Consider the following 23726-nt stretch of genomic DNA (forward strand, 5'->3'; position numbering starts at 1 on the left):
ATTTTAAATACATATAATTAAATTATATTTATTTTAAAGAATTATGATTATTGATTGTTTTTAAGTAATTTCGCAGTCTAACATGACCACTAAAGATTATGATAAAAGAAAAAAGCAATACTACATTAACATTTGAAGATTTCAAAACTGAGGTATTGAATGACTACAAAATTGCAGTAACTAGCCGTGAATGTAGCCTTTTAGGTCGTAAAGAAGTGTTAACAGGAAAAGCCAAATTTGGAATATTTGGTGACGGAAAAGAAGTGCCACAGCTTGCTATGGCAAAAGCCTTTAAAAACGGAGATTTCCGTTCCGGATACTATCGCGATCAAACTTTTATGATGGCTATTGGAGAATTAACTCCTAAACAATTTTTCGCAGGTTTATACGGTCATACAGATTTAGAATATGATCCAATGTCTGCCGGAAGACAAATGGGCGGTCACTTTGTAACGCACAGTTTAAACGAAGACGGATCCTGGAAAGACTTAACAAAACAAAAAAATTCAAGCGCAGATATATCTCCTACAGCAGGGCAAATGCCAAGATTATTGGGATTGGCTCAGGCTTCTAAAATTTATAGAAATGTTGATGGAATTACCATCAAAGACAAATTCTCTGTAAACGGAAACGAGGTTGCATGGGGAACTATAGGAAACGCAAGTACATCTGAAGGTTTATTTTTTGAAACCATAAATGCTGCCGGAGTTTTACAAGTACCAATGGTTATGAGTGTTTGGGATGATGAATACGGAATTTCTGTTCATGCAAGACATCAAACCACTAAAGAAAATATATCTGAAATTCTAAAAGGATACCAACGCGATGAAGATGCAAACGGTTATGAAATTTTTAGAGTAAGAGGCTGGGATTATGCTGAGTTGGTTTCGACTTATGAAAGAGCCGCAGCAGTTGCCCGTGAACAACACGTTCCTGTTTTAATTCATGTAAATGAATTAACACAACCACAAGGACACTCTACTTCAGGTTCTCATGAACGCTATAAAAATGGAGAAAGACTGGCTTGGGAAAGAGATTTTGATTGTATCCGCCAAATGCGTTTATGGATGATCGCTATCAATATAGCATCTCCGGAAGAATTGGCTGAAATTGATGCCGAATTGAAAAAAGAAGTTCTGGAAGCTAAAAAAGAAGCATGGAACTCTTTTATTAACCCTATTATCGAAGATCAAAAAAATCTTTTGATTTTACTGGAGAAGATTTCAAATGCCAGTATCAATCATAAGGATAAAATTCAAAAATACATATCTGAATTAAGTGCTATAAAATCTCCTTTAAAAAAGGAAATGTTGGTAATCGCCAGAAAAATATTGCGCTTTATCGAAGTACCAAACAGTAAAATATTACTATCTGACTGGATTACTAATTATATAAAAATTACGCAACCAAGATTCAGCAGTAATTTACATTCAGATTCAGATAAAAATGTTTTTTCAGTAGAAAAAGTACTTCCTGAATATGCTGACAATGCAAAAGCTGATCTAGACGGCAGAATGATTTTGCGTGATAACTTTGACGCTTTGTTTACCAAATATCCTGAAACACTAATTTTTGGTGAAGATGTTGGGAATATTGGTGACGTAAACCAAGGTTTAGAAGGCATGCAGGAAAAATACGGTGAACTTCGTGTTGCCGATGTTGGTATTCGTGAAGCTACTATTATTGGTCAGGGAATTGGGATGGCTTTAAGAGGTTTGCGACCAATTGCTGAGATTCAGTATTTAGATTATTTATTATATGCGATTCAAATCATGAGTGATGATTTGGCTACGTTACAATACAGAACTGTTGGAAAACAAAAAGCACCATTAATTATCAGAACCCGCGGACACCGTCTTGAAGGTATCTGGCATTCTGGTTCTCCAATGGGAATGATTATTAATGCAGTTCGTGGTATTCACGTTTTGGTTCCAAGAAACATGACGCAGGCTGCAGGTTTTTATAATGCTCTTTTAGAGACAGATGAACCGGCTTTAGTAATTGAATGTTTGAATGGTTATCGCTTAAAAGAAAAAACACCACTGAATTTTGGTGAATTTAAAACGCCAATTGGTGTTGTTGAAACCCTAAAAGAAGGCTCAGATATTACTTTAGTTTCCTACGGATCTACTTTAAGATTAGTAGAACAAGCCGCGAACGAATTATTAGAATTAGGTATTGATTGTGAAGTAATCGATATCCAATCTTTACTTCCGTTTGACGTAAATAAAGACATTGTAAAAAGTATAGCAAAAACAAACCGTCTTTTAGTAATCGACGAAGATGTTCCTGGTGGAGCTTCAGCTTACATCTTGCAACAAATTCTGGAGGAACAAAATGCTTACATTCATTTAGACAGCAAACCACAAACCCTTGCTGCAAAAGCACACAGACCAGCATACGGAACTGATGGAGATTATTTCTCTAAACCTTCTGCCGAAGATATCTTCGAGAAAGTTTACAGTATGATGAATGAAGTTAATCCTTCTAAATTCCCAAGTTTATACTAAGAATTTCGTTTGATTTTAAATATAAAAAAAGCTCCATTTCTGGAGCTTTTTTTTTGTACTTCTACACATTTTTTGTCATCCTGAGCGAAGTCGAAGGCGCACCAATTGGAACGTGGGCTTCGACTTCGCTCAGCCTGACAAAATATCAGCGTAAAAAATCCGTGTAAAATCTGCGTTTTCGCGATAGCGAATCCGTATCATCCGCGTGCCATTAAACGCAAACTAAGCCTTCAAAATAGCACGAGCTTTTTCTAAATCCTCAGCTGTATCAATCCCAATACCAACATGAGTTGTCTCAACCATTTTAATACGTTTTCCGAATTCTAAATAACGTAGTTGCTCCAGTTTCTCCGAAGCTTCTAAAGATTTCATTGGCAAACTATAAAAATCTAACAAAGCTTGTTTTCTAAAAGCATAAATCCCAATGTGCTGGAAATAACGAACTCCAACATCTTTGTCTCTAGGATACGGAATAACTGATCTTGAAAAATACAACGCAAACTGCGATTGATCAACCACAACTTTTACATTATTAGGGTTATTGATTTCTTCTTCATCTGTGATTTCACGCATTAAAGAAGCCAAATCTACCTTACGATCTTTATCATCTTTAAAAACCGATAAAACCTGCTCTAAAGGACCAGCTTCTGTAAAAGGTTCGTCGCCCTGAACGTTCACTACAATATCAACATCAAGATTCATAACAGCTTCGGCAATACGATCGCTGCCTGATTCGTGTTCTTTGACGCTCATAATTGCTTTTCCGCCATTCGAAACAATTTCATCAAATATCAAATCCGAGTCGGTTACGACAAATACATCGTCAAACAATTTCGTTGCTACAGAAGCTTCATACGTTCTTAAAATTACTGTTTTACCTCCCAGATCCTGCATTAGTTTTGCAGGAAATCGTGTTGAAGCATATCGTGCCGGAATTACCGCTATTATTTTCATTTTTTTTTTTATTGCGAGGAACGAAGCAATCTAATCCTCTAGTTATTTTATATTTTTTGTGTGTATCTTCGTGTAAATCTTTGTAAATCTATACAGTTACTACTTTTTTTAAACATATCGCATTTTACCGCAAAGCACGCAAAGTTTTATATTTGCAAGGTTTTGTAAAAAACACAAAGTTCGCAAAGCTAGGTCAACATGTAGCTTTGCGAACTTTGTGTTATAATTTTACCACAGAGAAACACAAAGGTTTTTTGCAGAGTTTCACAGAGTTTTTTCTACATAATTTTCACAGAAGTCATACTCAAAGAACCAGCTAATAATTTATCATTAAATAAGCTTAGTTCTTCTGATTTTTCTTTTAATCCTAAAGTATACAACAAAGGTAAATAATGATCTGGTGTTGGAATCGCTACTTGAACCGCTTTACTCATTTTTTCGAAATCAATTAAAGGCTGAAAATTTCCATCTAATAAATAATTATTAACGGTTTCTCTGGCTTCAATTGCCCAGTCAAAACCGTAATTATCCTTATCAAAATTTCTAAAATCGACTAAGCGAAGATTGTGAACGATATTCCCGCTCCCAATAATTAAAACTCCTTTATGGCGTAATGATTGAAGTTTTTGTGCCAATTCAAAATGATATTGACCAGATTTTGTATAATCAATACTCAACTGAATTACCGGAACATTTGCTTCTGGATATAAATGTTTGATTACGCTCCATGCGCCGTGATCTAAACCCCAATGTTCGTCTAAATCAACATGAACAGGTTCTAATATTTTTTGAGTTTCCAATGCTAATTCCGGACTTCCTTTTGCAGGATATTGCACATCGAAAAGGGCTTGTGGAAATCCTCCAAAATCATGAATTGTTCGCGGCATTTGCATCGAAGTCACTTTAGTTCCGTTGGTAAACCAATGTGCCGAAATACACAAAATCGCATTCGGCTGCGGTAAAGTTTTAGCCAGATTACGAAAACCAGCTACAAACTGATTTTCTTCTATTGCATTCATTGGGCTGCCGTGACCTAAAAACAAAACCGGCATTTTATCTGTATTCGAAAACGTAGACGAAATCGAATGTAAATCGTTTAGTGTTGTCATTTGCTATTTTTTTTCGCCACGAATTACACGAATTAGCGCGAATTTCTAATTACCTGTGAAAATATTATTTTTTCTTTCCACAGATTAAAAGGATTAAAAAAATTCCTTAAATATGTATTTTTAAAATCTTTGAGCATCATTTTAATCTGTGGCAAACTAATCATTCCTTAAAACTCTCGTCTTTAAATCCTATCAAATATAATTTATTTTTGGCACGTGTCATAGCGGTATAAAGCCACCTGATGTAATCGCGATCGATTCCGTTTGGTAAGTAAGGCTGCTCTATAAAAACGGTGTTCCACTGCCCTCCTTGCGATTTGTGACACGTAATCGCATAAGAGAATTTTACTTGCAATCCGTTAAAATATTCGTTCTCTTTTACCTTCTGAAACTTTTTATATTTCGTGGTTTCATTTTCATAATCTTTCATCACTTCTTCATACAAACGATTTGATTCTTCGTAAGTCAAAGACGGAGATTCACTTTTTATGGTATCCAAAAGCAATACCGTTTCAAAAGGTTTCTGGTCCGGATAATCGACCATTCTGATTTTTACTTTGGCAAAATTAAAACCATATAATTCTTTGATTCCAAAAAGCTCTAAAACTTCGATAATATCACCGTTCGCAATAAATCCCGCTTCATCAGTTTCTTTTAACCAGAAATAATTATTCTTGACAACCATAAGAAAATCACCAACAGAAAGTTCACTCTCCTTAAATAAAATTCTGGTTCGGATTTGTTCATTATATTGATTTGCACGCTTATTCGAACGAACAATAAATGCCGTATCTTCAATACTATAATTACTGTATGCTGAATTTATAGCATCCTGAATATCATACCCATCTGTAAGACGAACAATATCTTTGAACTTTTTTACATTAAATTTAAACTCTGTTATAAAAGAATCCTTAAGCAACTCCCGTAATTCTGTTGCATTAAATAAAATCCCTGAACTTTCTTCCTGACGCATTACTTCATCAAGTTCTATATGTTCAATTTCTTTATCATAATGAACCCCTAAAGTCTGGATATCCAGCGCCGGACTTATATCTAAATTCACCGGTGGTAACTGGGCTGTATCTCCTAAAAGTATCATTTTGCAATTTGTTCCGGAATATACATATGAAATCAAATCGTCTAAAAGAGATCCGTTATCATACAATTTAGAATCAGAATTACTGTCAGAAATCATCGAAGCCTCATCGACGATAAAAATGGTGTTTTTATGTTTATTTAATTGTTTAGTAAAAGCTACGCCTCCACCAGCAGATTTTTTAGGAAAATATATTTTTTTATGAATAGTAAAAGCAGGCGTATTCGAATAATTAGCGATTACTTTTGCCGCACGACCTGTTGGTGCCAGCAAAACAAACTTTTTATTGATATCTCCCAGATTATTTACGATTGTAGATATTACGGTTGTTTTTCCGGTTCCTGCATATCCTTTCAGCACAAATATGGTGTCATTATGCGTATCTGTTAGAAAAATAGCTATTTTCTGAAAAAAAATATCCTGTTTGTATGTGGGCGCAAAAGGAAATCGTTTTTGTAAAACGCCATAAAAAAGTGATGAATTCATAGGGAAAAATTGAACTACAAAGTACGGACTTTTAAATGGCAATGTCAATTAATCTTTTACACCATATAAGCAATATAAGTTCATATTATTCTGGAATAAATACAAAAAATTTAACGGAAGAATACCCCATAATCCAAGGTTTATTTTAGATGGTAATGTCAATTAAAAAATCAATTCAATTATAACGTTTTTATTTCATACAAGTAATGCACAGAATGTAAGTTTAAGTTTTTAGATATCAATTAATATGAACTTATATCAATTATATGGTAAAGAAAATTTAACCTTTCTTTAAACCCCAATTAAAATTGTTTTTCGAAATTGCATTTGTAATTGTTCCTTTTTAATTTGTAAGTTTGTAATCGCCTTAAATTCTTTCTTGTAAAACAGGTAACGAATTGTAAATCAATATGTCATTGCAAAATACTAACATCACTTCCAAAAATTACAAAAAGCTTTCTATTCAGGTTTCATTGAATGGATTTTCATTTTGTTGTTTTGATACTCTAAATAATACTATTACAGCATTTAATGAAGTCAACTTTAATAGTACACAAAAAACATCAAAAATTGAAGACTTATATAGTGCTGCCTTTAAAAATCATTCGGAACTAAAAGATACATACGACGAAATTTTAGTGATTCATAATAACAATCTTTCGACATTTGTACCAACAGCTTTATTTGATGAAAATTTCTTAGGAAGCTATTTACAATATAACACAAAAGTTTTTGAAACCGATTTTTTTACTTTCGATCAGATTTCAAATTACGAAATGCATTCTGTTTATATCCCTTACATCAATATCAATAATTTTTTGATTGACAATGTTGGATCGTTTGATTACAAACATGTAAACAGTATTTTGGTCGAAAAAATTCTTGAAAGTTCCAAGAACAACGATCAGAAAAAAATGGTGGTGAATTTTAATCCGGATCATTTTGAGATTATTGTGGTACAAAATCAAAAGCTTTTATTATTCAATTCATTTGAATATCAAACTCCCGAAGATTTTCTTTATTATATCCTTTTTACTGCCGAACAATTGAGTTTAAACCCAGAAAGTTTTCCTCTTGAATTATTAGGCACCATACATCAAAACGATGCATTTTATGCTATTGCTTATAAATACATTCGTCATGTTTCATTTTTGGATGTAAGCACATTACAACAAAAAAACAGCTTTTCAACTGCACAAAATCAAAAACATTATATCTTATTTCAATCATGAGAATCATTTCAGGAAAATATAAAGGACGCCGAATTTTTCCGCCAAAAAACCTTCCTGTAAGACCTACGACGGATATGAGTAAAGAAGCATTATTTAATGTTTTGAACAATCATTTTAGTTTTGACGGCTTAAAGGTTTTGGACTTATTTGCGGGAACAGGAAATATTAGTTTTGAATTCGCTTCACGCGGAAGCGCTCCAATAACCTCTGTTGATGGAGACTTTGGGTGCGTAAAATTCATCAAACAAGTTTCATCAGAATATGATTTTGATGTTGCTGCTACCAAAAGTGATGTCTATAAATTTCTGGACAATTGCAAAACATCTTACGATATCATTTTTGCCGATCCTCCTTATGGATTAGATCAGACTGCATTTGAAAAAATTGTTCTGACAGTTTTCGAAAGAGAATTATTAAACGAAGACGGAATGATGATTATCGAACATTCAAAATATACCAAAATGGAGCATTTAAGTAATTTCTCTTTTCAGAAAAATTACGGAGGTTCGTTTTTTAGTTTCTTCGAATTAAACTCAACTGATGATGACGAAGAGCTAACTATTGATTTATCCGGTAAAGCTACAGAAGAAGACGAAGGTTAATTTTCGTTCTGCAACATAAAAAAAATCCCTTGAAATCCAAGGGATTTTTTGTTTCTACTTCACCCTATCTGAAGTTTCTTCCATACTTTTTCCGGTAAATGCCGTTTCTTTTATTTTTCCAAAAGAATATTTAATCACAATTGAAATCTCAGCAGACTTAGAAAATATTTCAATTCAGATCCAAAAATAAGCATTGAAAGTACCCGAAATATTGGGTTAGAATTTAAAATAACTTCATAAGTTTACTGTAAATGATATAAGTTTTAAAATCAATTGTATAACGTTTCGCACATAAAGCGTAATACATTTGTAATGAAACATTTAAAACCAAACATCATGAACCTAAAAAGATTTTTCGGAGGATTATTAACGATCCTCGGAATAGTTGGTTTGATTTACACAGCAGTTATATTTGCTGGTACTTCAGGCGAAACGAGAGATATCAAATCATTAATTATTTACGGTATATTAGGTATTGTATTTTTCATGTCCGGAATAAGTTTAGTGCGCGCTACAAAAGACGAAGCATAAATTTATTTAAGCCAATAATACATTACTTATTTTTTCGTACAGAGGAGTTTTTACGCCATATTTCAACGCTTCATTCACAACAAATTTTGTCAGCGAAGCAGCTTCTATTTTATTACCTGCCAAATAATCTCTGTGCATAGATGAAGTCGCTTCTTTAGGCGATTTTTCTAGTTTTAGGATACTCTGATTTACTATATCATCCGGTAATTGTAACCCTTTAGCTTTTGCAACTAATTCAATTTCGTGAAGCAATTCTACAAAAATTGCTTTAGAATCCTTATCCTTTAATATGGTACCAATATTTTGGTTTAAATAGGAAGTTGCAGAAGCTAATGCGGATATAAAAATAAATTTCTCCCAAACAGTTTCTTCAATATTCTCTGCTAAATAACTTTCTATTTTAGCATTTCTAAATATATGCTGCAATTCATTTAATTCTGAAATAGAAGACGTTTTAGACCCAAAAAACAATTTTTCGTAAAAACCAATTTTTCGGATTGTTCCCGGCGAAAAAATCATCGAAACAATATAAACGCAACCTTGCAAAATCTCATTTTCAGGAAATAGTTTTAGTATACGTTCCGGTGCATCAACGCCATTATATAACGGAAGAATTATAGTTTTTTGACTGATACAGTTTTGTATCGAAAGTAGACTTTCTTCGATATCATACGTTTTTGTAGCACATATTAAATAATCCAGTTCACCAATTTCATCCGGATTATTAGAAACTAATTTTGGATAAACAGAGGTTTCCAAATCGTCCGTAATAATTTTTAATCCGTTTTCAGCGATTGCTTTTTGGGCTTCACCACGCGCGATAAAAATCACTTCAACATCATCAGACTTATAATACGCTTTTGCTAAAAGTCCGCCAAAATAACCACCTACTCCACCGATTCCTAAAATGCCTATTTTTTTCATATTTAAGTTTTTTTTGTCACTAATTACATGAATTAGCGTGAATTAAAAGTAAGGTAATCATATAAGTTTGTCATTGCGAGAAACGAAGCAACCACACTAAAAAGAAACCCCAAAATGAGTCAACAAATGAGATTGCTTCGTTCCTCGCAAGGACAAAAAAGTCGTTATTGCTGAAATAAACAACAAAAAAATCCGGTTAAATCCGCGCTTTCGCAATAGCGAATCCGTTTCATCCGCGTGCCATTCTCCGCAAAGCAAAGCAAATTATTCTTCTACAACAGGGTTAAGATTAAGCTCTGTAAAATCCCGCTCGCTTTTCGAAATTATAATTGTTGCTACTGTATTTCCAATCAAATTGGTTATTGCTCGTGCTTCGCTCATAAATTTATCAACTCCTAATAAAAAAGCCAAACCTTCTACCGGAATTTTGTGCAAAGCTGTCAAAGTCGAAGCCAGAACTATAAATCCGCTTCCGGTAACGCCCGCCGCACCTTTTGAGGTAATCATCAGAATCCCGATAACACTCAGGATTTCGAAAAAACTTAAATGTACATCATACAATTGCGCCAAAAATATTACCGACATCGACAAATAAATCGAAGTTCCGTCCAAATTAAAAGAATATCCGGTAGGAATCACCAATCCCACAACGGATTTACTACAACCCATTTGTTCTAATTTTACCATTATACTTGGCAAAGCAGCTTCAGAAGATGAAGTTCCCAGAACCAGCAAAAGTTCTTCTTTTATATATTTAAGAATCGAGAGAATACTAATTTTATAATATCTCAGAATACTTCCTAAAATCAGGAATACAAACAGCGCCATAGTCAAATAAACGCACAACATTAATTTACCAAGCGGAATCAAGGTCTGCAATCCAAATTTACCAATTGTATAAGCCATTCCGCCAAACGCACCTATTGGCGCGAGATACATGACATATTTCAAACCAAGAAAAACCACTTTCGAGAAGCGTTCTAAAACCAGAATAGTTTGTTCTCTTTTTTTATAAAAATTCAACGCAATTCCGCAAACAATTGCAGCTAATAAAACCTGTAGAGTAAAATTCGAAAAGAAAAACTCCAGCCACGAAAAATCTTTGGCTGCACCATTTGTATATTGACTTGCATCACCAAGAGTCAATCCTGATTTATCAATTTTTCCGGGTTTAAAAAAATAAGCTACACCTACACCAATGGCAAGAGCGATTGTCGAAACTACTTCAAAATAAGCGAGTGCCTTAATCCCAATTCGGCCTACTTTTTTCAGGTTTCCCATACCAGAAATTCCCAAAACAATTGTAAGAAAGATTATCGGACCAATAAAAATTTTGATAAGTGCAATAAATTTAGCTCCCAGAATTTCCATTTTGACACCATTTGAAGGCGAAAAATGTCCGAGTAAGATCCCGGCAATTATTGCAATCAAAACCCAAAAAGTAAGATTGGTAATTATGGTATAAAAAATGCCTTTTTTAGGTTTATTTGTAGGTTCCTGAGAGGTTATATTCATGAAAATAGTTTAGAGAGTTTCACAAATATATAAAAAATGCAGACCTATAAGCCGGATTCTGTCTTTGATAAATCAAAGCCTTATCATTTATCTAGATTCCGAATTACTTCGGAACTCAAGCTACCTACCCTTCAACAACGGACGAGAAGCCCTTAAATGCTGATATACTTGGTATTTCACCGCATAGAGTTTACCTGGTTTCACTACAGCATTACCTGTACATACTTTCTGTTGCACTTGTCCTGAAGTTATTGCTAACCCCGACGGGTGTTACCCGCTATGCTTCTCTGTGGTGTCCGGACTTTCCTCCCTCCCAATAAATTGGAACGACGATAAGGCGGTCTGCGGCGCAAAAGTAGCGATTTATATACTAAGAATAATGATTTTAAATTTCAGTTTTTCGCCTTGCTTTCGTAACAATTTAATTTTAAATTAGTTATCTTTAAAATCCATAATTTTTAAATTCAATTATCATGACTAGAATGTATCATTACGCAACTGTTTCAAAAGCATTAGATCAATTGCATGAAAAAGGATTTACTTGTGACTTTAATCTAAACTCTGACCTGATTAAAAAAAATCCTGAAAAATTTGAAATTGTACATGTGTATCGATACGAAGGGGATTCTGATCCCGGCGATGAGGCAGTTGTATACGGAATTAAATCAATTAACGGAAAAAAAGGCGTGTATGTAGCTGGCTTCTCAGCTGATTCTGACCAGGAAACGGCAAAGTTTCTATTTGATTTGAGTATTAAAGGAAGATGATAATAAGTCGCTGAGTATAAAAACAATTTATACTCAGCGACATAAAATAAAATGTTAACCCGTTATTTTCAAACTATTAATCTTTTCGTCTTTTAGTTCAAAGTGATATTTTAAAACAATAGGGCTTCCTTCAAAAGTTCCGCTAACTCTTGTCGTCAGGATATTTGTTGTATTATTTGTCGAAATCTCTAATGCCTCAAGTTGAGTCTGATAGGTTTCATTGGTCTTTTCATTCCATTTCATTATCTCTTCCTGACCTGTATGTGTTTCATTTTCATCATAAACTAAAGCCGTTTCTAAAAAACAAGCTGCATAGGCTTTGCTGTCAAAGTTTTTCTGTGCTTCAAGCAAATCTAAAATTATATCCGGTACATTCATTTTCTGTGTTTTTATTGGGTTATTAATTTTAAATCGTTGGAATCGTTCCGCCATCAATTACAAACTCAGTTCCTGTAAGATAACTGGCTCGTGGCGAAACCAGAAACCCAATTAGTTCAGCTACTTCCTCCGGATTTGCAGGTCGCCCAAACGGAATTCCGCCCAGCGCATTCATAACACTTTGTGCTGCTTCTTCGATCGTACCGTTCGAACTTTCGGCAATTCTTTCCATCATTCTTTGTGATGATGTCGTCATTATCCAGCCTGGAGAAACCGTAAGAACGCGAACTCCTTTTGGTGAAACTTCATTAGAAAGACTTTTACTATAATTAATCAATCCTGCTTTTGCAGCAGCATATGGCAAGGTTGAATCATACAAGGGTAATTTTCCCTGAATCGAAGCAATATGAATAATCACGCCTGTTTTATGCTTGATCATCTCAGGCAAAAAACCACGATCTAATCGCACCGGAGCAAACAAATTCGCCTGAAAAGTTTTTTTCCAGTCTTCATCATTTAAAACTTCAAAACCACCACCCGGAGTTTCTGAACTTCCCAGATTATTAATAAGAATATCCAGTTTGCCAAAATTCGTTTTAATTTCTTCAATTACTTTCGCACTTCCATTAGAAGTACTTAAATCTGCCGAAATAAAATGCATTTCTGTATTCTCAACCTCTGGTTTGTTTCTTGCCGTGATAATAACGGTTGCTCCCGCTTTCAACAATCTTTCTGCAATGGCTTTACCTGTTCCTTTTGTACCGCCGGTTACCAAAGCAATTTTACCTGATAACTCTTCATTAAAATTAAATTCTTTTTCCATTTTTTTTCGTTTTAGACAGGACAAATTTCGATAGTATAAACGGTTCTCACAATTACGGAAAACCGAATTGCATAGGGATAAATTTTTCCCCTATTGTGCAGTTTGGAACATTAGGTTAAATTTGTATTTATGTATGAAAGAAAAATTCCTTTGAACTTAAATTGTGGTCTGGACCTTATTGGAGAGGTGCTTTACGGCAAATGGAAAATCCGTTTGTTATGGTTCATCAACCAGGGTTTTCAGCGATCAAGCGAACTGCAGCGAAAAATTCCGGATGCTTCGAGACGGGTTTTAAATATTCAGTTAAAAGAACTGGAACAACACGAGCTTGTCTCAAAAATTATTTATGCTCAAATGCCGCCCAAAGTCGAATATAGTTTAACCGATTTTGGCAAAACATTAATCCCTATAATTTCTGCTTTAGGAAACTGGGGAGATCAGAACGAAGATCGTTTAAGAAAAGCTATTTTAAAGCAACCTTTAGTCGATAGCGATGAGTCTGAAGAATAAATTAATTTTCAGGAGCTATTTCCTGCTATTCGCTTGTATCTTTTCCCGGCTAAAAAGCCAGAAAAAGGATACCGCTTCTATCAGGGCTAGGGTTTTAGGTTTTATAGGAGTATTAATTTTTATGGCACGCAGATTTAAACCGTGCAGATGTTTTTTCCTTTTATGTCACCCTGAGCGAAGTCGAAGGGCGTGCCAATTAGAACGTGGGCTTCGACTTCGCTCAGCCTGACATAAAATGTGAATAAAAAAATCCAATGATATCCGTGTTTTCGCTTTAGCGAATCCGCGTTACCCTCGTACCATTCTCAAAAAAAAAACAAAAAAAAGTCCATCATTACGACGGACTTTCTATAACAGCTTCTAAATAAAATTATGCTGTTGGTATTTTTAATTTCCAACCTGGTTGAATCAGATCAGGATTTTTAATGATATCTCTATTGGCTTCAAAAATTGCTTCCCATGAAACGCCATGCGCTTTTCCTATTTTAGACAACGAATCTCCACCTTTTACCGTATATTCTGTTGTTGCACCTTCAGCTACTTCAATATTCATGACTACATCAGCCGATCTAAATTCAGGATCAATTTTTCCGTAAGCATTCCAAAGTTTTTCTTTGTCATCTGCAGATTTTGCTGTACCATCAACATACAATACATTATCTTGTTCTCTTACCTGCAAATTAGCTATTCCTAAATTAGTCGCTAAATCAGTTAATTCTTTGTATTTGTCTTTTAAACTCATCGCGATATTATTTAATAGTTAATTTGTTTTCAACCTTTTTAGGTTTTAATTCCTGCACACTTTTAATCAAATTAGGCAATTGATCTCTTTTGATATCTCCTGTAAGTGTTACAACGCCATCCTTAACTGTAGCTGTTACACCATTATAAGTTTTCACCACATCATTTACCGAAGTATTTAAAACACTATAAGCATTAATTTCAACAGGAGTTTCTGTTGCAACAGGTTCTGGAGCCGGAATTTCGCAGTTGTTAACTACTGTTTTAACTCCTTTAACCCCTTTTACAATGCTTTCCGCATTTTGTTTTACTGACTCGTCGTTACAAGTACCAGAAATAGTAGCTACTCCTTTTACTACAGTTACTTCTACTCCCGGAAGACCACTAATTTTTTCAGAAATCTCTTTTTCAATATCTGCATCTTTAGGTCCACAAGACACTAACGCAACGGCAAACACCATCCCCAATAAAATCGATTTAATTTTCATCATGATATTTTTTTAGTTAATTAAACATTTAAAATTAAACGAATAAAAATACTAAATATTACATAATAATCCTACAATTTTTACACTATTCCCATTCTTGCAGTTTTACAGATATAAAAAAAATCCTGAATTTAGAGATTCAGGACTTTTCATTAAAACGATGATGATATTTAATTAGTTTTTACAAAATTGTATTTGTAGATATCTTAAAAATTAAAATTATAAATATTAAAAAAATAGAATAAAATCAATCCAAAAAAAAGTGCAAAAATGCCAATAACAATAGCAGTGGTAATTAGTATTTTTTTCATTGTAGTATATTTTCATTGAATTTTATGCCTAAAAACTACTCATGTTGCGATACATCATTATATTGCCAAAGTACATTTATAATTTTCCATTCTCCATTTGTTTTTACAATGTGCATATAATCTATCCACGCATCCGCTAATAGTTTAACAGATGCAGTTCTTGCAGAAACATCTAAAAGCTTCACTTCTTTTCTGGGATTTTTAGGGAATTTATCTCCTTTTGCATTATAAGTTTCGGCAAGAATAACCATATTCTCTGTAAAATATTCTGATATATAATCTTTTTGGGCAGCCTTACTTCTAAAAACTGACCTTTTTACCAATCTTGGATGCAAGGCGCTTTCCATCAATTTAGGATTCGGATTATGTTGTGCTTCAATATAAGCCAAGGCAACACGTTTAATATCAATCGTATCTTGCGAAGTTTGAGCCTGAAGCTGAAAAGAAAAAAATACAATTGTGATTAATCCAAAATATTTTTTCATAGAATGTTAGTTTTAAGAGGAGAAAAGATTGTTTTTAATAGTCTGTTTTTTTATTCTAAAATTCGAAATTCGCTATTTCTATAGCTTAATTTTAAAACTTTATTTTTATCATTTATGTTCCAACCTAATTGGATTGCATTTTCAATTATTTTTTTGATAAAACCAGGCGTTATAATTTTAGGTTCAAAATCTTCAGGGCGTTCTTGAGGATTATTAGCAAATTCCCAATAATCAAAATATCCAAAATTAATTTCAAGTTTGTTCGTTTGGTTCTGATCAGGTCTAATTTCAATAATGCCATTTAGTCGCCAATAATAAATTTTATTATCTGTTACTAATTTCCTGAAACCCATTTTTTTCTTTGGAACCATACATTTTTCGTTCAGCTAAACTTTAAAAGCAGATAAATAGTTGCGCTTTTTTCTCACAAATAAACAAAATTTAAAATAATGTCTGATCAAATTTCATTAAACAGCCATCATTTTAAATTATTGAAAAAATAAAAACAGAACCTTACTTTCTCATATTCAAAATACTCAAAATCCAATCGAATATTTATCAATTTCAGATTTGTGATTTGGCAATTTTCGGACTATATTTGCTATCGAATAAAAAAGAATATGGAACAATTTGTAGTATCGGCTCGTAAGTATCGCCCACAGACCTTTAAGGATGTTGTAGGCCAGAAAGCCATTACCAACACTTTGCTGAATGCTATTGACAGCAATCACCTTGCCTCTGCCCTTTTATTCACTGGACCGCGTGGAGTTGGTAAAACAACTTGTGCTCGTATTCTTGCCCGTAAAATAAATCAACCGGGATATGATGATCCTACCGAAGATTTTGCTTTTAACGTTTTTGAGTTAGATGCGGCTTCAAACAACTCTGTAGATGATATTCGAAGTCTGATTGATCAGGTTAGAATCCCACCGCAAACCGGTCAATATAAAGTCTATATTATTGACGAGGTTCATATGTTGTCTTCGGCAGCTTTTAATGCTTTTTTGAAAACATTGGAAGAACCGCCAAAACACGCTATTTTTATTTTAGCAACAACAGAGAAACATAAGATTATTCCAACGATTTTATCTCGTTGCCAGATATTTGATTTCAAAAGAATTACTGTAAAAGATGCTAAAGAACATTTGGCAGAAGTTGCAACAAGTCAGGGAATTATTTATGAAGACGATGCTTTGCACATTATTGCCCAAAAAGCCGATGGTGCAATGCGTGACGCTTTATCTATATTTGACCGTGTGGTTTCGTATTGCGGAACTAATTTAACACGTCAGGCAGTAACCGAAAACCTAAACGTTTTAGATTACGAAACTTACATAAGCATTACTGATTTACTTTTAGAAAATAAGATTCCGGATCTTTTACTGGCTTATAATGACATTCTTGCTAAAGGATTTGACGGACATCATTTTATTGCCGGTCTTGCTTCTCATTTCAGGGATTTATTAGTGAGCAAAACTCCTGCTACAATCACTTTGCTTGAAGTAGGCGAACAGGCGCAGCAAATGTATGGCGTTCAGTCACAAAAATGTTCTCAGGAATTTTTATTAAAAGGAATTGATATTGCAAACGACTGCGATTTAAAATACAAATTAAGTCAAAACCAACGTCTTTTAGTCGAATTATGCTTGATGCAATTGGCCTCTATTAACTTTGATGGAGAAAAAAAAAAGTTGAGCAATTCATAATTCCCCCTACTTATTATAAAAATAGCGGATATTCTATAGTCGAAGTTGAAAGCCAAAAACCAAAAGTTGAGGCAGAAAAACCAGCTTCTCAAATCGAAAACCCAACTACTTCTGTTGAAGTTGAAAGTCCAAAAAAAGAAGAAACGCCTGTTGCTCCAAAAGCTGAAGTTAGCACTGAGCCTAAAATTTCTGCTTTTTCATTATCCAGTATTCGCAAGAAAAAAGAACTTGAAGCAAGTAATAAATCGTATGTAAAACCATCTTCGGTATTACCAACAGAAGAATTTACTGAGACAGAAATGTTAGTGCAATGGAATAAATACGCACAGCGTTTGGGTGATAAAGGTTTTAAAATTATGGAATCGTTATTGTTAATCAACGATCCTACTTTAGACGGAACTACAATTACGCTAGAATTACCAAATGAAGGTTCTAAATTAGATTTTGAAGGTCAGATGATTGGTCTTTTAGGACATCTAAAAGGACATTTACACAATCATGACATTACGATCCAGGTTAATGTAAATGAAGCGATTGAAAACAAAAGAAGTCTTAACGATCAGGATCGATATAATCGCTTATTAGAAATTAATCCTAATATTGAACTTTTGCGTACTACATTTGGATTAGATGTTCACACCTAATTTTTATCCATAACGGGAATAGTAGCGAATAAGAAATGCAAATACACGAATTTGTTTTTTTAAGTAATTATTCAAATTCGTGTAATTAGCAGCAAACTATTTTATTTGTTTTTAAGTCCAAACTCAAAGACTTTTTTAAGCCATTTTTCCTTTTGCTTTTCATCAGATGTCTTTATGATTCCGATATAAGTGACTTTTACAGGTTTTACTCCGCAGAATTCTAACGTACATTTTTTCAATTGATTGACACTTGGTTTTGCGTAGACAAATCGATAATACCAGTCTGGCTGATCCAGGGTTGTAATTATATGCGCTGTTTTTCCTTTAAGCAATTTATCCCACCAAACTGAATTTTCGCGATGTTCAAAAGCCATTCCCGGTAAAAATAAACGATCTATAAAACCTTTTGTAATCGCAGGTAAACCGCCCCACCAAATTGGGTGAATCCAAACTAAATGATCTGCATTTTGAATCTTTTTCCATGATTCCAGCAAATCCGGCTCTAATTCTGTTCGTTTTTGATAACCAAATTTTAGATTTGGATTAAAATCTAATTCGGCAATAGTTATTGTTTCTACTTGGGCTTTAGATTGTATTGCACCTTTTAGGTAAGATTCGGCTAAGCCAAAATTAAAACTTGACGGATTTGGATGTCCGTTTATAACCAGTATTTTTTTCATGCTTTTTGTTTTTTACAAAAATACCATTTCGATCAAACTCAATACTGGACAAATGTCCTATAAAGCCGCTTTACGAATTCTGCTTAAATGTCTTGGCGTTACGCCTAAATACGAAGCAAGATATTGAAGCGGAATCATTTGAAGGTATTCCTGATGGTTTTGATAAAGTTCGATATAACGTTGTGTTCCAGATAATTTCTGAAAAGAAATCATTCGTTTTTGAAGCGTTACATATTCCATTTCGGTTAGTTTACGCCCTATTTCCTGCCACTGAATCCCTAATTTGTATAGTTTCTCTAAGCTCTCGCGACTTAAGATCTGCAAGTCTGTATCTGCTAATGCCTGAATATTTTCTTCGGCAATATTTTGTGTTATAAAGCTCGAAAATGAAGCCATAAATTCGTTTTCAAAAGCAAAACAATTTGTGATTTCATCGCCTTGATGATTAAAAAAGTACGAGCGTAAGATTCCCTTTTTAATAAAAACGATTTCATTGCAAACCTGATTTTCCTTTAATAAAAGTTCTCCTTTTTTAAGTTTTCGAAATGTAATTAAATCCTCTAAAAGATTTAACTCATTTTGAGACAGAACCTGAATCGATTGAAAAACGGATTTCATTATAAAGTGATTTTCTTATTTATAGAAAAGCTAAAGAAACTTTAATAGTTACTAATACAGCAAAATAATATTGGAATTAATTTTTTGCAGCAAAAGCTTTTTCTATTCTTTTGTCCGGAATTAACCATAACAAAGCAACTATAAAGTATGCTGCTCCAGCGATCCATTCGTTATAAAATGAAGAAATTATACCAACTACATACAATATAGAAGATACTTTTCCTTTCATATCCCTGCCAATAGCTTTTGCCAATATCGAATTTTCGCCTTCGTTACTGATTACAATTTTCTGTAAAATAAAATAGGCTACTGAAGATAAAAACAACACAAATCCGTATAAAGCCATTGATGCTTTTGCAAAATTATGTTCTCCCATCCAGCCTGTAGAAACCGGAATTAGGGACAGCCAAAAAAGCAAATGAAGATTACTCCATAAAACTTTTCCGTTTACTTTTGTTAATCCGTGAAATAAATAATGGTGATTATTCCAGTAGATTCCAACATAAATAAAACTCAAAATATAACTTAAAAACTTAGGAATAAGCGGTTTTAAGTCAGCAAATTCATGTCCGTTGGGCACTTTTATTTCTAAAATCATAATAGTAATAATGATGGCTAATACCCCATCACTAAAAGCTTCGAGTCTTGTTTTATTCATTTATTTAAAATTTTAATGATCAATATTTAAAAAAAGTTTGCCACGAATTTCACTAATTTGCACTAATTTTTTTTATTAAAAGCTTAAAAAATTAATTTGTGAAAATTCGTGAAATTCGTGGCTGAAAATATTTATTTTTTAAATTTTACCGTAATACATCGCTTTTACGATTCCGTCAGAAAGTCCTATTTTTGGTACATAAATCTGGCGTGCTCCACTCCATTTCATCGCATTCAGGTAAATTCTGGTTGCGTGGATAATTACGTCGGCACGATCTGAATTTAGTCCTAATTCGGCGATTCTTTGTTCGTATGTTAAGGAATTTAAAAACGCATATTGCGAATTGATGTAAATGTATGAAAGCGGTTTTTCTTGTTGCTTTCCGGACATTTTAAATAATTTATTAATGTTTCCTCCGGATCCAATCAAAGTTACTTCTTCATAATCTGCCGTATTGGTTTTAATCCATTTTTCGATTTCATCCCAAACTACATCGTGAACCATATTATTAAGCAAACGAACTGTTCCGGCTTTAAAAGATCTGGAATTAACCAGTTTTCCGTCAGAAAAGAGCGTAAACTCAGTACTTCCGCCACCTACATCTACAAAAAGATAGGTTTCGTCTGTTTTTAGTAAATGATGTAAATCTGTAGATGCAATAATTGCGGCTTCTTTTTTACCATCGATAATTTCGATTTTTATATCGGCTTCTTTTTCAATTATTTCGACAACTTCCTTCGCGTTATAAGCTTCACGCATTGCCGAGGTTGCAAACGCCATATAACGTTCTACTTTATGTACTTTCATCAAAAGGTTGAATGCTTTCATGGCATCGACCATTCGATCTATATTTTCTTCTGAAATTTCTCCAACAGTAAAGGCATCTTGTCCCAAACGAATTGGCACACGAACAAGCGAACTTTTATTAAATTGGGGTTCTTTGCCATCTTGTTCTACAACATTCGATATTAGAAGCCTCATGGCATTTGATCCAATATCTATTGCTGCAAGTTTCTTTATATTAATCATGCTCACTTATGATTTGAATTTTATTTTTTATTAATTTATTTTTTGTGGAACCTGCTCTAATACCGAAATCTTATTTTGATAATATTTATAGGTTTCAAGCTGGGCTCTAAACGGGGCATGATGGTTTCTTGGCTTGTATTTATTATCGAGTTTATAGGAATGGTATCTCACTTTAACATTCCCTTTCCATGCAATATTAAAATTATCTATTAGTTCTTTCTTGATTTCAAGATCATAAATTGGACAGGTAACCTCAACTCTGCCGTCAAGATTTCTGGTCATAAAATCTGCTGATGAAATATAAACTTCGGTTAAACCGGCGTTTCCAAAAATGTAAACTCTTGAATGTTCCAGGTAATTATCGACGATGCTTATGGCTTCAATGTTTTCGCTCATTCCCGGAATTCCCGGAATCAATGAGCAAATTCCTCTTACCTGCAGCTGTATTTTTACTCCGGCATTACTGGCTTCATATAATTTATCTATCATTTTAAAATCAGATAAACTATTCATTTTTAATTTAATATGTGTTTTTCTACCTGCTAATGCATGGAGGATTTCACGATCAATAAGTTTAATAAATTTTGTTCGTGTATAATGTGGTGATACAATTAAGTGTTTGTATCTGTGTACTCTGTAATTGATGTCGAAAAATTCGAATATTTTAGAAATGTCTTTCAAAATTCCCTGATGACAGGTTAAAAGTGTTACATCTGTATAAATTTTGGCTGTAGATTCATTGAAATTTCCTGTCGAAATAAATCCGTAGCGACGTGTTTTACCTTCTTCAACTCTTTCTATTACACATATTTTACTGTGTACTTTAAGTCCTTTTATTCCAAAAATAAGATCAATTCCTTCTGTTTGCATTTGTTCTGCATACGAGATATTTGTTGCTTCATCAAAACGTGCCTGAAGCTCGATTTGAACAGTAACTTTTTTACCGTTTTTTGCAGCATTTATCAAGGAACTAATTACTTGAGAATTTTTTGCCAATCGATATAAGGTGATTTTTATAGTGGTCACTTTAGGATCTAAAGCTGCTTCACGCAAAAATTTTGTCAAATACGAAAAGGATTGATAAGGCGCATGCAGCAAATAATCTTTTTTATTGATTTTTTCCAAGATACTTCCTCCCAGACTTAAACCCGGAATTGGCAATGGTTCATTTGGTTTATACAGTAAATCGTATCTTCCTAAGTTTGGAAAACCCATATAATCACGACGATTATGATATCTTCCTCCGGGAATAATACTGTCTGTTTCTACAATTTTCATTTTATCAAGGAAGAAATGCAGTGTATCTTCTTCGATTAAACTGTCGTATATAAAACGTACCGGTTCACCTATTCGTCTGTCTTTTACTGATGTTGCGATTTTTTCGAGCATACTTTTACTCAAATCACTATCAATATCCAACTGTGCATCACGGGTTATTTTGATCATGTGTGCTGAAACACTTTTATAATCGAAAATATTAAAGATGTTTTTCAGGTTATAACGAATTACGTCATCAATTAAAATAACATAATGTTTATCGTCGTGCGATGGCAAAACAACGAATCTGTTTATAGTTTTTGGAATTTCGATTACCGCATAACGAACTTCATCGTTTGTGTTCATTTCTAAACGAACGGCGAGATATCCCAAAGTATCTTTTAAGATTGGGAATTCGGCCAAATCATTCAAAATGATAGTCACTAATTCCGGACTTAATCTTTGTGTAAAAAAATCTTTTAGAAATATTTCCTGATCTGTTGTAATTTGATCTTCGTTTATGATAAAAATATTTTCGGCTTCGAGTTCTGCTTCGATATTTCCTAAAATACGTAAACTTTCAGATTGTTGCTGAATTACAATTTCGGTAATATCTTTAATTAGCTGATGGGCAGAAACTCCGCCTAAATATTTTTCTCCGGAGATTCCTGAAAGACTTAATCGTCTAATAGCAGCATATCGAACTCTAAAAAATTCATCTAAATTGTTCGAAAAAATTCCAACAAAACGCAGTCTGTCTAAAAGCGGAACCGTGTTATCTGCAGCTTCCTGAAGTACTCTTGCATTAAACGCTAACCAACTTTTTTCTCTATCGATATATTTCTGTTCGTACACTTTATTATTATTTTAAATCTTTGGGGAAAATTGTTTTATGAGTTTTACCTTTATTAATGGTGTCCCAACTTTCTGCATTAAACTGTAATGATACAAAGCCGGAAGTAGGAACGTTCTCGATAAAAACATCCCCAAATTTATTAACAAAATTTGTAATAGCCTCGTTATGTCCAAAAAGAATAACGCTATCGAAACTATTATCACATGATTTGATAACTTTTTCGAGCTGTTTATCATCAAAAGTATAAAGATCGTCTTTATAAACGATACTTTCAATAGGATATGAAATATTTTGAGCAAAAATAAGTGCCGTTTCTGAGGCTCTTGCCGCGGTGCTGCTCCAGATAATATATGTTTTAGGAAGATATTTTGAAATATGAGATGACACGTCGTGAGCATCTAAAATACCTCTCTTCATTAAAGGTCGGTCAAAATCTTTTAGAGGTGCTTCCCAACTGGATTTAGCATGTCGTATTAAAATTAAATTTTTCATAAGCAGCAAGTTTATAAAACCTTCTTTTGAGGTTACTAATTTTTATTGAACTTCTAATTTACAAAAGAAAAATTAAACCCTCTCTTTTTTTTATTTCTGTTAACATTAAATAGAAATTTTAACAAGAATAAATATTTCTTCAAACTTACTTTTCTCAAAAATCAGCATTTGCCTTTATGTTAAAAAAGTGTTCTTTATCTGTTAAAACAAACACTTGGTCGATTTATACATATCCATAATAAATTAACTAAATATCTGATTATTAATCATTTAAAATATTTAAAAAATTGCTTTTTTAATTGAAAAATCAAAAAATACTTA

26 protein-coding genes and 1 other RNA gene are annotated in these 23726 nt (G+C 33.4%); 8 read left to right on the forward strand and 19 right to left on the reverse strand.

The annotated features are described in order from the left end of the window. The first annotated feature begins 98 nt into the window (after positions 1-98). Positions 99-2510 (forward strand): thiamine pyrophosphate-dependent enzyme, encoded by a 2412-nt coding sequence (locus ASF10_RS12460; protein ID WP_056249641.1) that lies wholly within the window; start codon positions 99-101, stop codon positions 2508-2510. A gap of 222 nt (positions 2511-2732) precedes the next feature. Here the strand turns inward: ASF10_RS12460 and kdsB are convergent, their stop codons facing one another. The 3 genes from kdsB to ASF10_RS12475 all read right to left on the reverse strand — a co-directional run bounded on the left by kdsB (position 2733) and on the right by ASF10_RS12475 (position 6158). Continuing rightward, complete coding sequence (gene kdsB / locus ASF10_RS12465; protein WP_056249643.1) at positions 2733-3464, reverse strand: 3-deoxy-manno-octulosonate cytidylyltransferase; 732 nt, start codon at positions 3462-3464, stop codon at positions 2733-2735. Positions 3465-3742: 278 nt separating this feature from the next. Continuing rightward, positions 3743-4573, reverse strand: coding sequence for a 4,5-DOPA dioxygenase extradiol (gene ygiD / locus ASF10_RS12470; protein WP_056249647.1), 831 nt, complete (start codon positions 4571-4573; stop codon positions 3743-3745). A 160-nt stretch (positions 4574-4733) separates the two neighbouring features. Further along, on the reverse strand, positions 4734-6158 hold the full coding sequence (locus ASF10_RS12475) for an ATP-dependent RecD-like DNA helicase (RefSeq protein WP_056249649.1): 1425 nt from the start codon (positions 6156-6158) through the stop codon (positions 4734-4736). A 410-nt stretch (positions 6159-6568) separates the two neighbouring features. Here ASF10_RS12475 and ASF10_RS12480 point away from each other — a divergent pair, with 410 nt between their 5' ends. The 3 genes from ASF10_RS12480 to ASF10_RS12490 all read left to right on the forward strand — a co-directional run bounded on the left by ASF10_RS12480 (position 6569) and on the right by ASF10_RS12490 (position 8523). After that, entirely contained in the window at positions 6569-7390 is an 822-nt protein-coding gene (locus ASF10_RS12480; protein ID WP_056249652.1) for a DUF3822 family protein, read from the forward strand. Further along, on the forward strand, positions 7387-7992 hold the full coding sequence (locus ASF10_RS12485; protein WP_056249655.1) for an RsmD family RNA methyltransferase: 606 nt from the start codon (positions 7387-7389) through the stop codon (positions 7990-7992). The genes ASF10_RS12480 and ASF10_RS12485 overlap by 4 nt, the downstream gene beginning before the upstream one ends. A 336-nt stretch (positions 7993-8328) precedes the next feature. After that, entirely contained in the window at positions 8329-8523 is a 195-nt protein-coding gene (locus ASF10_RS12490) for a hypothetical protein (protein ID WP_055096600.1), read from the forward strand. A gap of 6 nt (positions 8524-8529) precedes the next feature. Here ASF10_RS12490 and ASF10_RS12495 read toward each other — a convergent pair whose 3' ends face one another. From ASF10_RS12495 to rnpB, 3 genes are all read right to left on the reverse strand, one after another. Then, positions 8530-9447, reverse strand: coding sequence for a ketopantoate reductase family protein (locus tag ASF10_RS12495; RefSeq protein WP_056249657.1), 918 nt, complete (start codon positions 9445-9447; stop codon positions 8530-8532). Between the two features lie 264 nt (positions 9448-9711). Beyond that, a complete protein-coding gene (locus tag ASF10_RS12500; RefSeq protein ID WP_056249659.1) occupies positions 9712-10962 on the reverse strand; it encodes a cation:dicarboxylate symporter family transporter in 1251 nt (416 codons plus the stop codon). 31 nt (positions 10963-10993) lie between these two features. Continuing rightward, positions 10994-11311: RNase P RNA component class A (gene rnpB, locus ASF10_RS14335), an RNA gene on the reverse strand. A 124-nt stretch (positions 11312-11435) separates the two neighbouring features. Between rnpB and ASF10_RS12505 the strand changes: the two genes are divergently transcribed. Continuing rightward, positions 11436-11729, forward strand: a complete 294-nt coding sequence (locus ASF10_RS12505) for a hypothetical protein (protein ID WP_056249663.1) — start codon at positions 11436-11438, stop codon at positions 11727-11729. A gap of 54 nt (positions 11730-11783) precedes the next feature. On the opposite strand, the gene ASF10_RS12510 is transcribed toward ASF10_RS12505, so the two are convergent. After that, positions 11784-12107: a hypothetical protein gene (locus ASF10_RS12510; protein ID WP_056249665.1), complete on the reverse strand. Its 324-nt coding sequence runs from the start codon at positions 12105-12107 to the stop codon at positions 11784-11786. A 28-nt stretch (positions 12108-12135) separates the two neighbouring features. Beyond that, entirely contained in the window at positions 12136-12930 is a 795-nt protein-coding gene (locus ASF10_RS12515) for an SDR family oxidoreductase (RefSeq protein WP_056249668.1), read from the reverse strand. Positions 12931-13059: 129 nt separating this feature from the next. Here ASF10_RS12515 and ASF10_RS12520 point away from each other — a divergent pair, with 129 nt between their 5' ends. Next, positions 13060-13440 (forward strand): winged helix-turn-helix transcriptional regulator, encoded by a 381-nt coding sequence (locus tag ASF10_RS12520; RefSeq protein ID WP_056249670.1) that lies wholly within the window; start codon positions 13060-13062, stop codon positions 13438-13440. Between the two features lie 370 nt (positions 13441-13810). Here the strand turns inward: ASF10_RS12520 and ASF10_RS12525 are convergent, their stop codons facing one another. The 4 genes from ASF10_RS12525 to ASF10_RS12540 all read right to left on the reverse strand — a co-directional run bounded on the left by ASF10_RS12525 (position 13811) and on the right by ASF10_RS12540 (position 15836). Further along, positions 13811-14182, reverse strand: coding sequence for a LysM peptidoglycan-binding domain-containing protein (locus tag ASF10_RS12525; protein ID WP_056249672.1), 372 nt, complete (start codon positions 14180-14182; stop codon positions 13811-13813). 7 nt (positions 14183-14189) lie between these two features. Then, complete coding sequence (locus ASF10_RS12530; protein WP_241774950.1) at positions 14190-14672, reverse strand: BON domain-containing protein; 483 nt, start codon at positions 14670-14672, stop codon at positions 14190-14192. 343 nt (positions 14673-15015) lie between these two features. Beyond that, positions 15016-15465 carry a nuclear transport factor 2 family protein gene (locus ASF10_RS12535; protein ID WP_056249677.1) on the reverse strand — a complete coding sequence of 150 codons (450 nt, stop codon included), beginning with the start codon at positions 15463-15465 and terminating at the stop codon, positions 15016-15018. A 50-nt stretch (positions 15466-15515) separates the two neighbouring features. After that, positions 15516-15836 (reverse strand): hypothetical protein, encoded by a 321-nt coding sequence (locus tag ASF10_RS12540; protein ID WP_056249678.1) that lies wholly within the window; start codon positions 15834-15836, stop codon positions 15516-15518. A 249-nt stretch (positions 15837-16085) separates the two neighbouring features. On the opposite strand from ASF10_RS12540, the gene dnaX reads away from it, so the two are divergent. Next, on the forward strand, positions 16086-17171 hold the full coding sequence (gene dnaX, locus ASF10_RS12545) for a DNA polymerase III subunit gamma/tau (protein WP_056249680.1): 1086 nt from the start codon (positions 16086-16088) through the stop codon (positions 17169-17171). Between the two features lie 88 nt (positions 17172-17259). Here dnaX and ASF10_RS24345 read toward each other — a convergent pair whose 3' ends face one another. Further along, on the reverse strand, positions 17260-17550 hold the full coding sequence (locus ASF10_RS24345; protein ID WP_198529595.1) for a hypothetical protein: 291 nt from the start codon (positions 17548-17550) through the stop codon (positions 17260-17262). Here ASF10_RS24345 and ASF10_RS12550 point away from each other — a divergent pair. After that, on the forward strand, positions 17528-17815 hold the full coding sequence (locus ASF10_RS12550) for a DNA polymerase III (RefSeq protein ID WP_241774951.1): 288 nt from the start codon (positions 17528-17530) through the stop codon (positions 17813-17815). The two genes, ASF10_RS24345 and ASF10_RS12550, sit on opposite strands and share 23 nt — an antisense overlap. Before the next feature lie 101 nt (positions 17816-17916). Here ASF10_RS12550 and ASF10_RS12555 read toward each other — a convergent pair whose 3' ends face one another. The 6 genes from ASF10_RS12555 to ASF10_RS12580 form a co-directional block, all read right to left on the reverse strand. Beyond that, complete coding sequence (locus ASF10_RS12555) at positions 17917-18495, reverse strand: NAD(P)H-dependent oxidoreductase (RefSeq protein WP_056249683.1); 579 nt, start codon at positions 18493-18495, stop codon at positions 17917-17919. Positions 18496-18552: 57 nt separating this feature from the next. Then, entirely contained in the window at positions 18553-19113 is a 561-nt protein-coding gene (locus ASF10_RS12560) for a Crp/Fnr family transcriptional regulator (RefSeq protein WP_056249687.1), read from the reverse strand. A gap of 76 nt (positions 19114-19189) precedes the next feature. Continuing rightward, complete coding sequence (locus ASF10_RS12565) at positions 19190-19771, reverse strand: TMEM175 family protein (protein ID WP_056249690.1); 582 nt, start codon at positions 19769-19771, stop codon at positions 19190-19192. Between the two features lie 138 nt (positions 19772-19909). Further along, positions 19910-20800: a Ppx/GppA phosphatase family protein gene (locus ASF10_RS12570; RefSeq protein WP_056249693.1), complete on the reverse strand. Its 891-nt coding sequence runs from the start codon at positions 20798-20800 to the stop codon at positions 19910-19912. Between the two features lie 30 nt (positions 20801-20830). Further along, the gene (gene ppk1, locus ASF10_RS12575) at positions 20831-22912 is read right to left on the reverse strand and encodes a polyphosphate kinase 1 (protein ID WP_056249695.1); all 2082 of its coding nucleotides are present in this window, start codon (positions 22910-22912) and stop codon (positions 20831-20833) included. Between the two features lie 7 nt (positions 22913-22919). Then, the gene (locus ASF10_RS12580) at positions 22920-23405 is read right to left on the reverse strand and encodes a SixA phosphatase family protein (RefSeq protein WP_056249697.1); all 486 of its coding nucleotides are present in this window, start codon (positions 23403-23405) and stop codon (positions 22920-22922) included. Positions 23406-23726: the final 321 nt, after the last annotated feature.

This window comes from Flavobacterium sp. Leaf82, from assembly GCF_001422725.1.
In the GTDB taxonomy this organism is placed as follows: Bacteria; Bacteroidota; Bacteroidia; order Flavobacteriales; family Flavobacteriaceae; genus Flavobacterium.

What these genes read in the sequence shown, in the direction of transcription:
- ASF10_RS12490 (WP_055096600.1), top strand. Translation starts at nt 8,329, where the DNA reads ATGAACCTAAAAAGATTTTTCGGAGGATTATTAACGATCCTCGGAATA.
- ASF10_RS12475 (WP_056249649.1), bottom strand. Translation starts at nt 6,158, where the DNA reads ATGAATTCATCACTTTTTTATGGCGTTTTACAAAAACGATTTCCTTTT.
- ASF10_RS12480 (WP_056249652.1), top strand. Translation starts at nt 6,569, where the DNA reads ATGTCATTGCAAAATACTAACATCACTTCCAAAAATTACAAAAAGCTT.
- dnaX (WP_056249680.1), top strand. Translation starts at nt 16,086, where the DNA reads ATGGAACAATTTGTAGTATCGGCTCGTAAGTATCGCCCACAGACCTTT.
- ASF10_RS12495 (WP_056249657.1), bottom strand. Translation starts at nt 9,447, where the DNA reads ATGAAAAAAATAGGCATTTTAGGAATCGGTGGAGTAGGTGGTTATTTT.
- ASF10_RS12540 (WP_056249678.1), bottom strand. Translation starts at nt 15,836, where the DNA reads ATGGTTCCAAAGAAAAAAATGGGTTTCAGGAAATTAGTAACAGATAAT.
- kdsB (WP_056249643.1), bottom strand. Translation starts at nt 3,464, where the DNA reads ATGAAAATAATAGCGGTAATTCCGGCACGATATGCTTCAACACGATTT.
- ASF10_RS12550 (WP_241774951.1), top strand. Translation starts at nt 17,528, where the DNA reads ATGGAATCGTTATTGTTAATCAACGATCCTACTTTAGACGGAACTACA.
- ygiD (WP_056249647.1), bottom strand. Translation starts at nt 4,573, where the DNA reads ATGACAACACTAAACGATTTACATTCGATTTCGTCTACGTTTTCGAAT.
- ASF10_RS12515 (WP_056249668.1), bottom strand. Translation starts at nt 12,930, where the DNA reads ATGGAAAAAGAATTTAATTTTAATGAAGAGTTATCAGGTAAAATTGCT.
- ASF10_RS12505 (WP_056249663.1), top strand. Translation starts at nt 11,436, where the DNA reads ATGACTAGAATGTATCATTACGCAACTGTTTCAAAAGCATTAGATCAA.
- ASF10_RS12510 (WP_056249665.1), bottom strand. Translation starts at nt 12,107, where the DNA reads ATGAATGTACCGGATATAATTTTAGATTTGCTTGAAGCACAGAAAAAC.
- ASF10_RS12525 (WP_056249672.1), bottom strand. Translation starts at nt 14,182, where the DNA reads ATGAGTTTAAAAGACAAATACAAAGAATTAACTGATTTAGCGACTAAT.
- ASF10_RS12500 (WP_056249659.1), bottom strand. Translation starts at nt 10,962, where the DNA reads ATGAATATAACCTCTCAGGAACCTACAAATAAACCTAAAAAAGGCATT.
- ASF10_RS12485 (WP_056249655.1), top strand. Translation starts at nt 7,387, where the DNA reads ATGAGAATCATTTCAGGAAAATATAAAGGACGCCGAATTTTTCCGCCA.
- ASF10_RS12555 (WP_056249683.1), bottom strand. Translation starts at nt 18,495, where the DNA reads ATGAAAAAAATACTGGTTATAAACGGACATCCAAATCCGTCAAGTTTT.
- ASF10_RS12580 (WP_056249697.1), bottom strand. Translation starts at nt 23,405, where the DNA reads ATGAAAAATTTAATTTTAATACGACATGCTAAATCCAGTTGGGAAGCA.
- ASF10_RS12560 (WP_056249687.1), bottom strand. Translation starts at nt 19,113, where the DNA reads ATGAAATCCGTTTTTCAATCGATTCAGGTTCTGTCTCAAAATGAGTTA.
- ASF10_RS12565 (WP_056249690.1), bottom strand. Translation starts at nt 19,771, where the DNA reads ATGAATAAAACAAGACTCGAAGCTTTTAGTGATGGGGTATTAGCCATC.
- ASF10_RS12535 (WP_056249677.1), bottom strand. Translation starts at nt 15,465, where the DNA reads ATGAAAAAATATTTTGGATTAATCACAATTGTATTTTTTTCTTTTCAG.
- ASF10_RS12530 (WP_241774950.1), bottom strand. Translation starts at nt 14,672, where the DNA reads ATGATGAAAATTAAATCGATTTTATTGGGGATGGTGTTTGCCGTTGCG.
- ASF10_RS12460 (WP_056249641.1), top strand. Translation starts at nt 99, where the DNA reads ATGATAAAAGAAAAAAGCAATACTACATTAACATTTGAAGATTTCAAA.
- ASF10_RS12520 (WP_056249670.1), top strand. Translation starts at nt 13,060, where the DNA reads ATGTATGAAAGAAAAATTCCTTTGAACTTAAATTGTGGTCTGGACCTT.
- ASF10_RS12570 (WP_056249693.1), bottom strand. Translation starts at nt 20,800, where the DNA reads ATGATTAATATAAAGAAACTTGCAGCAATAGATATTGGATCAAATGCC.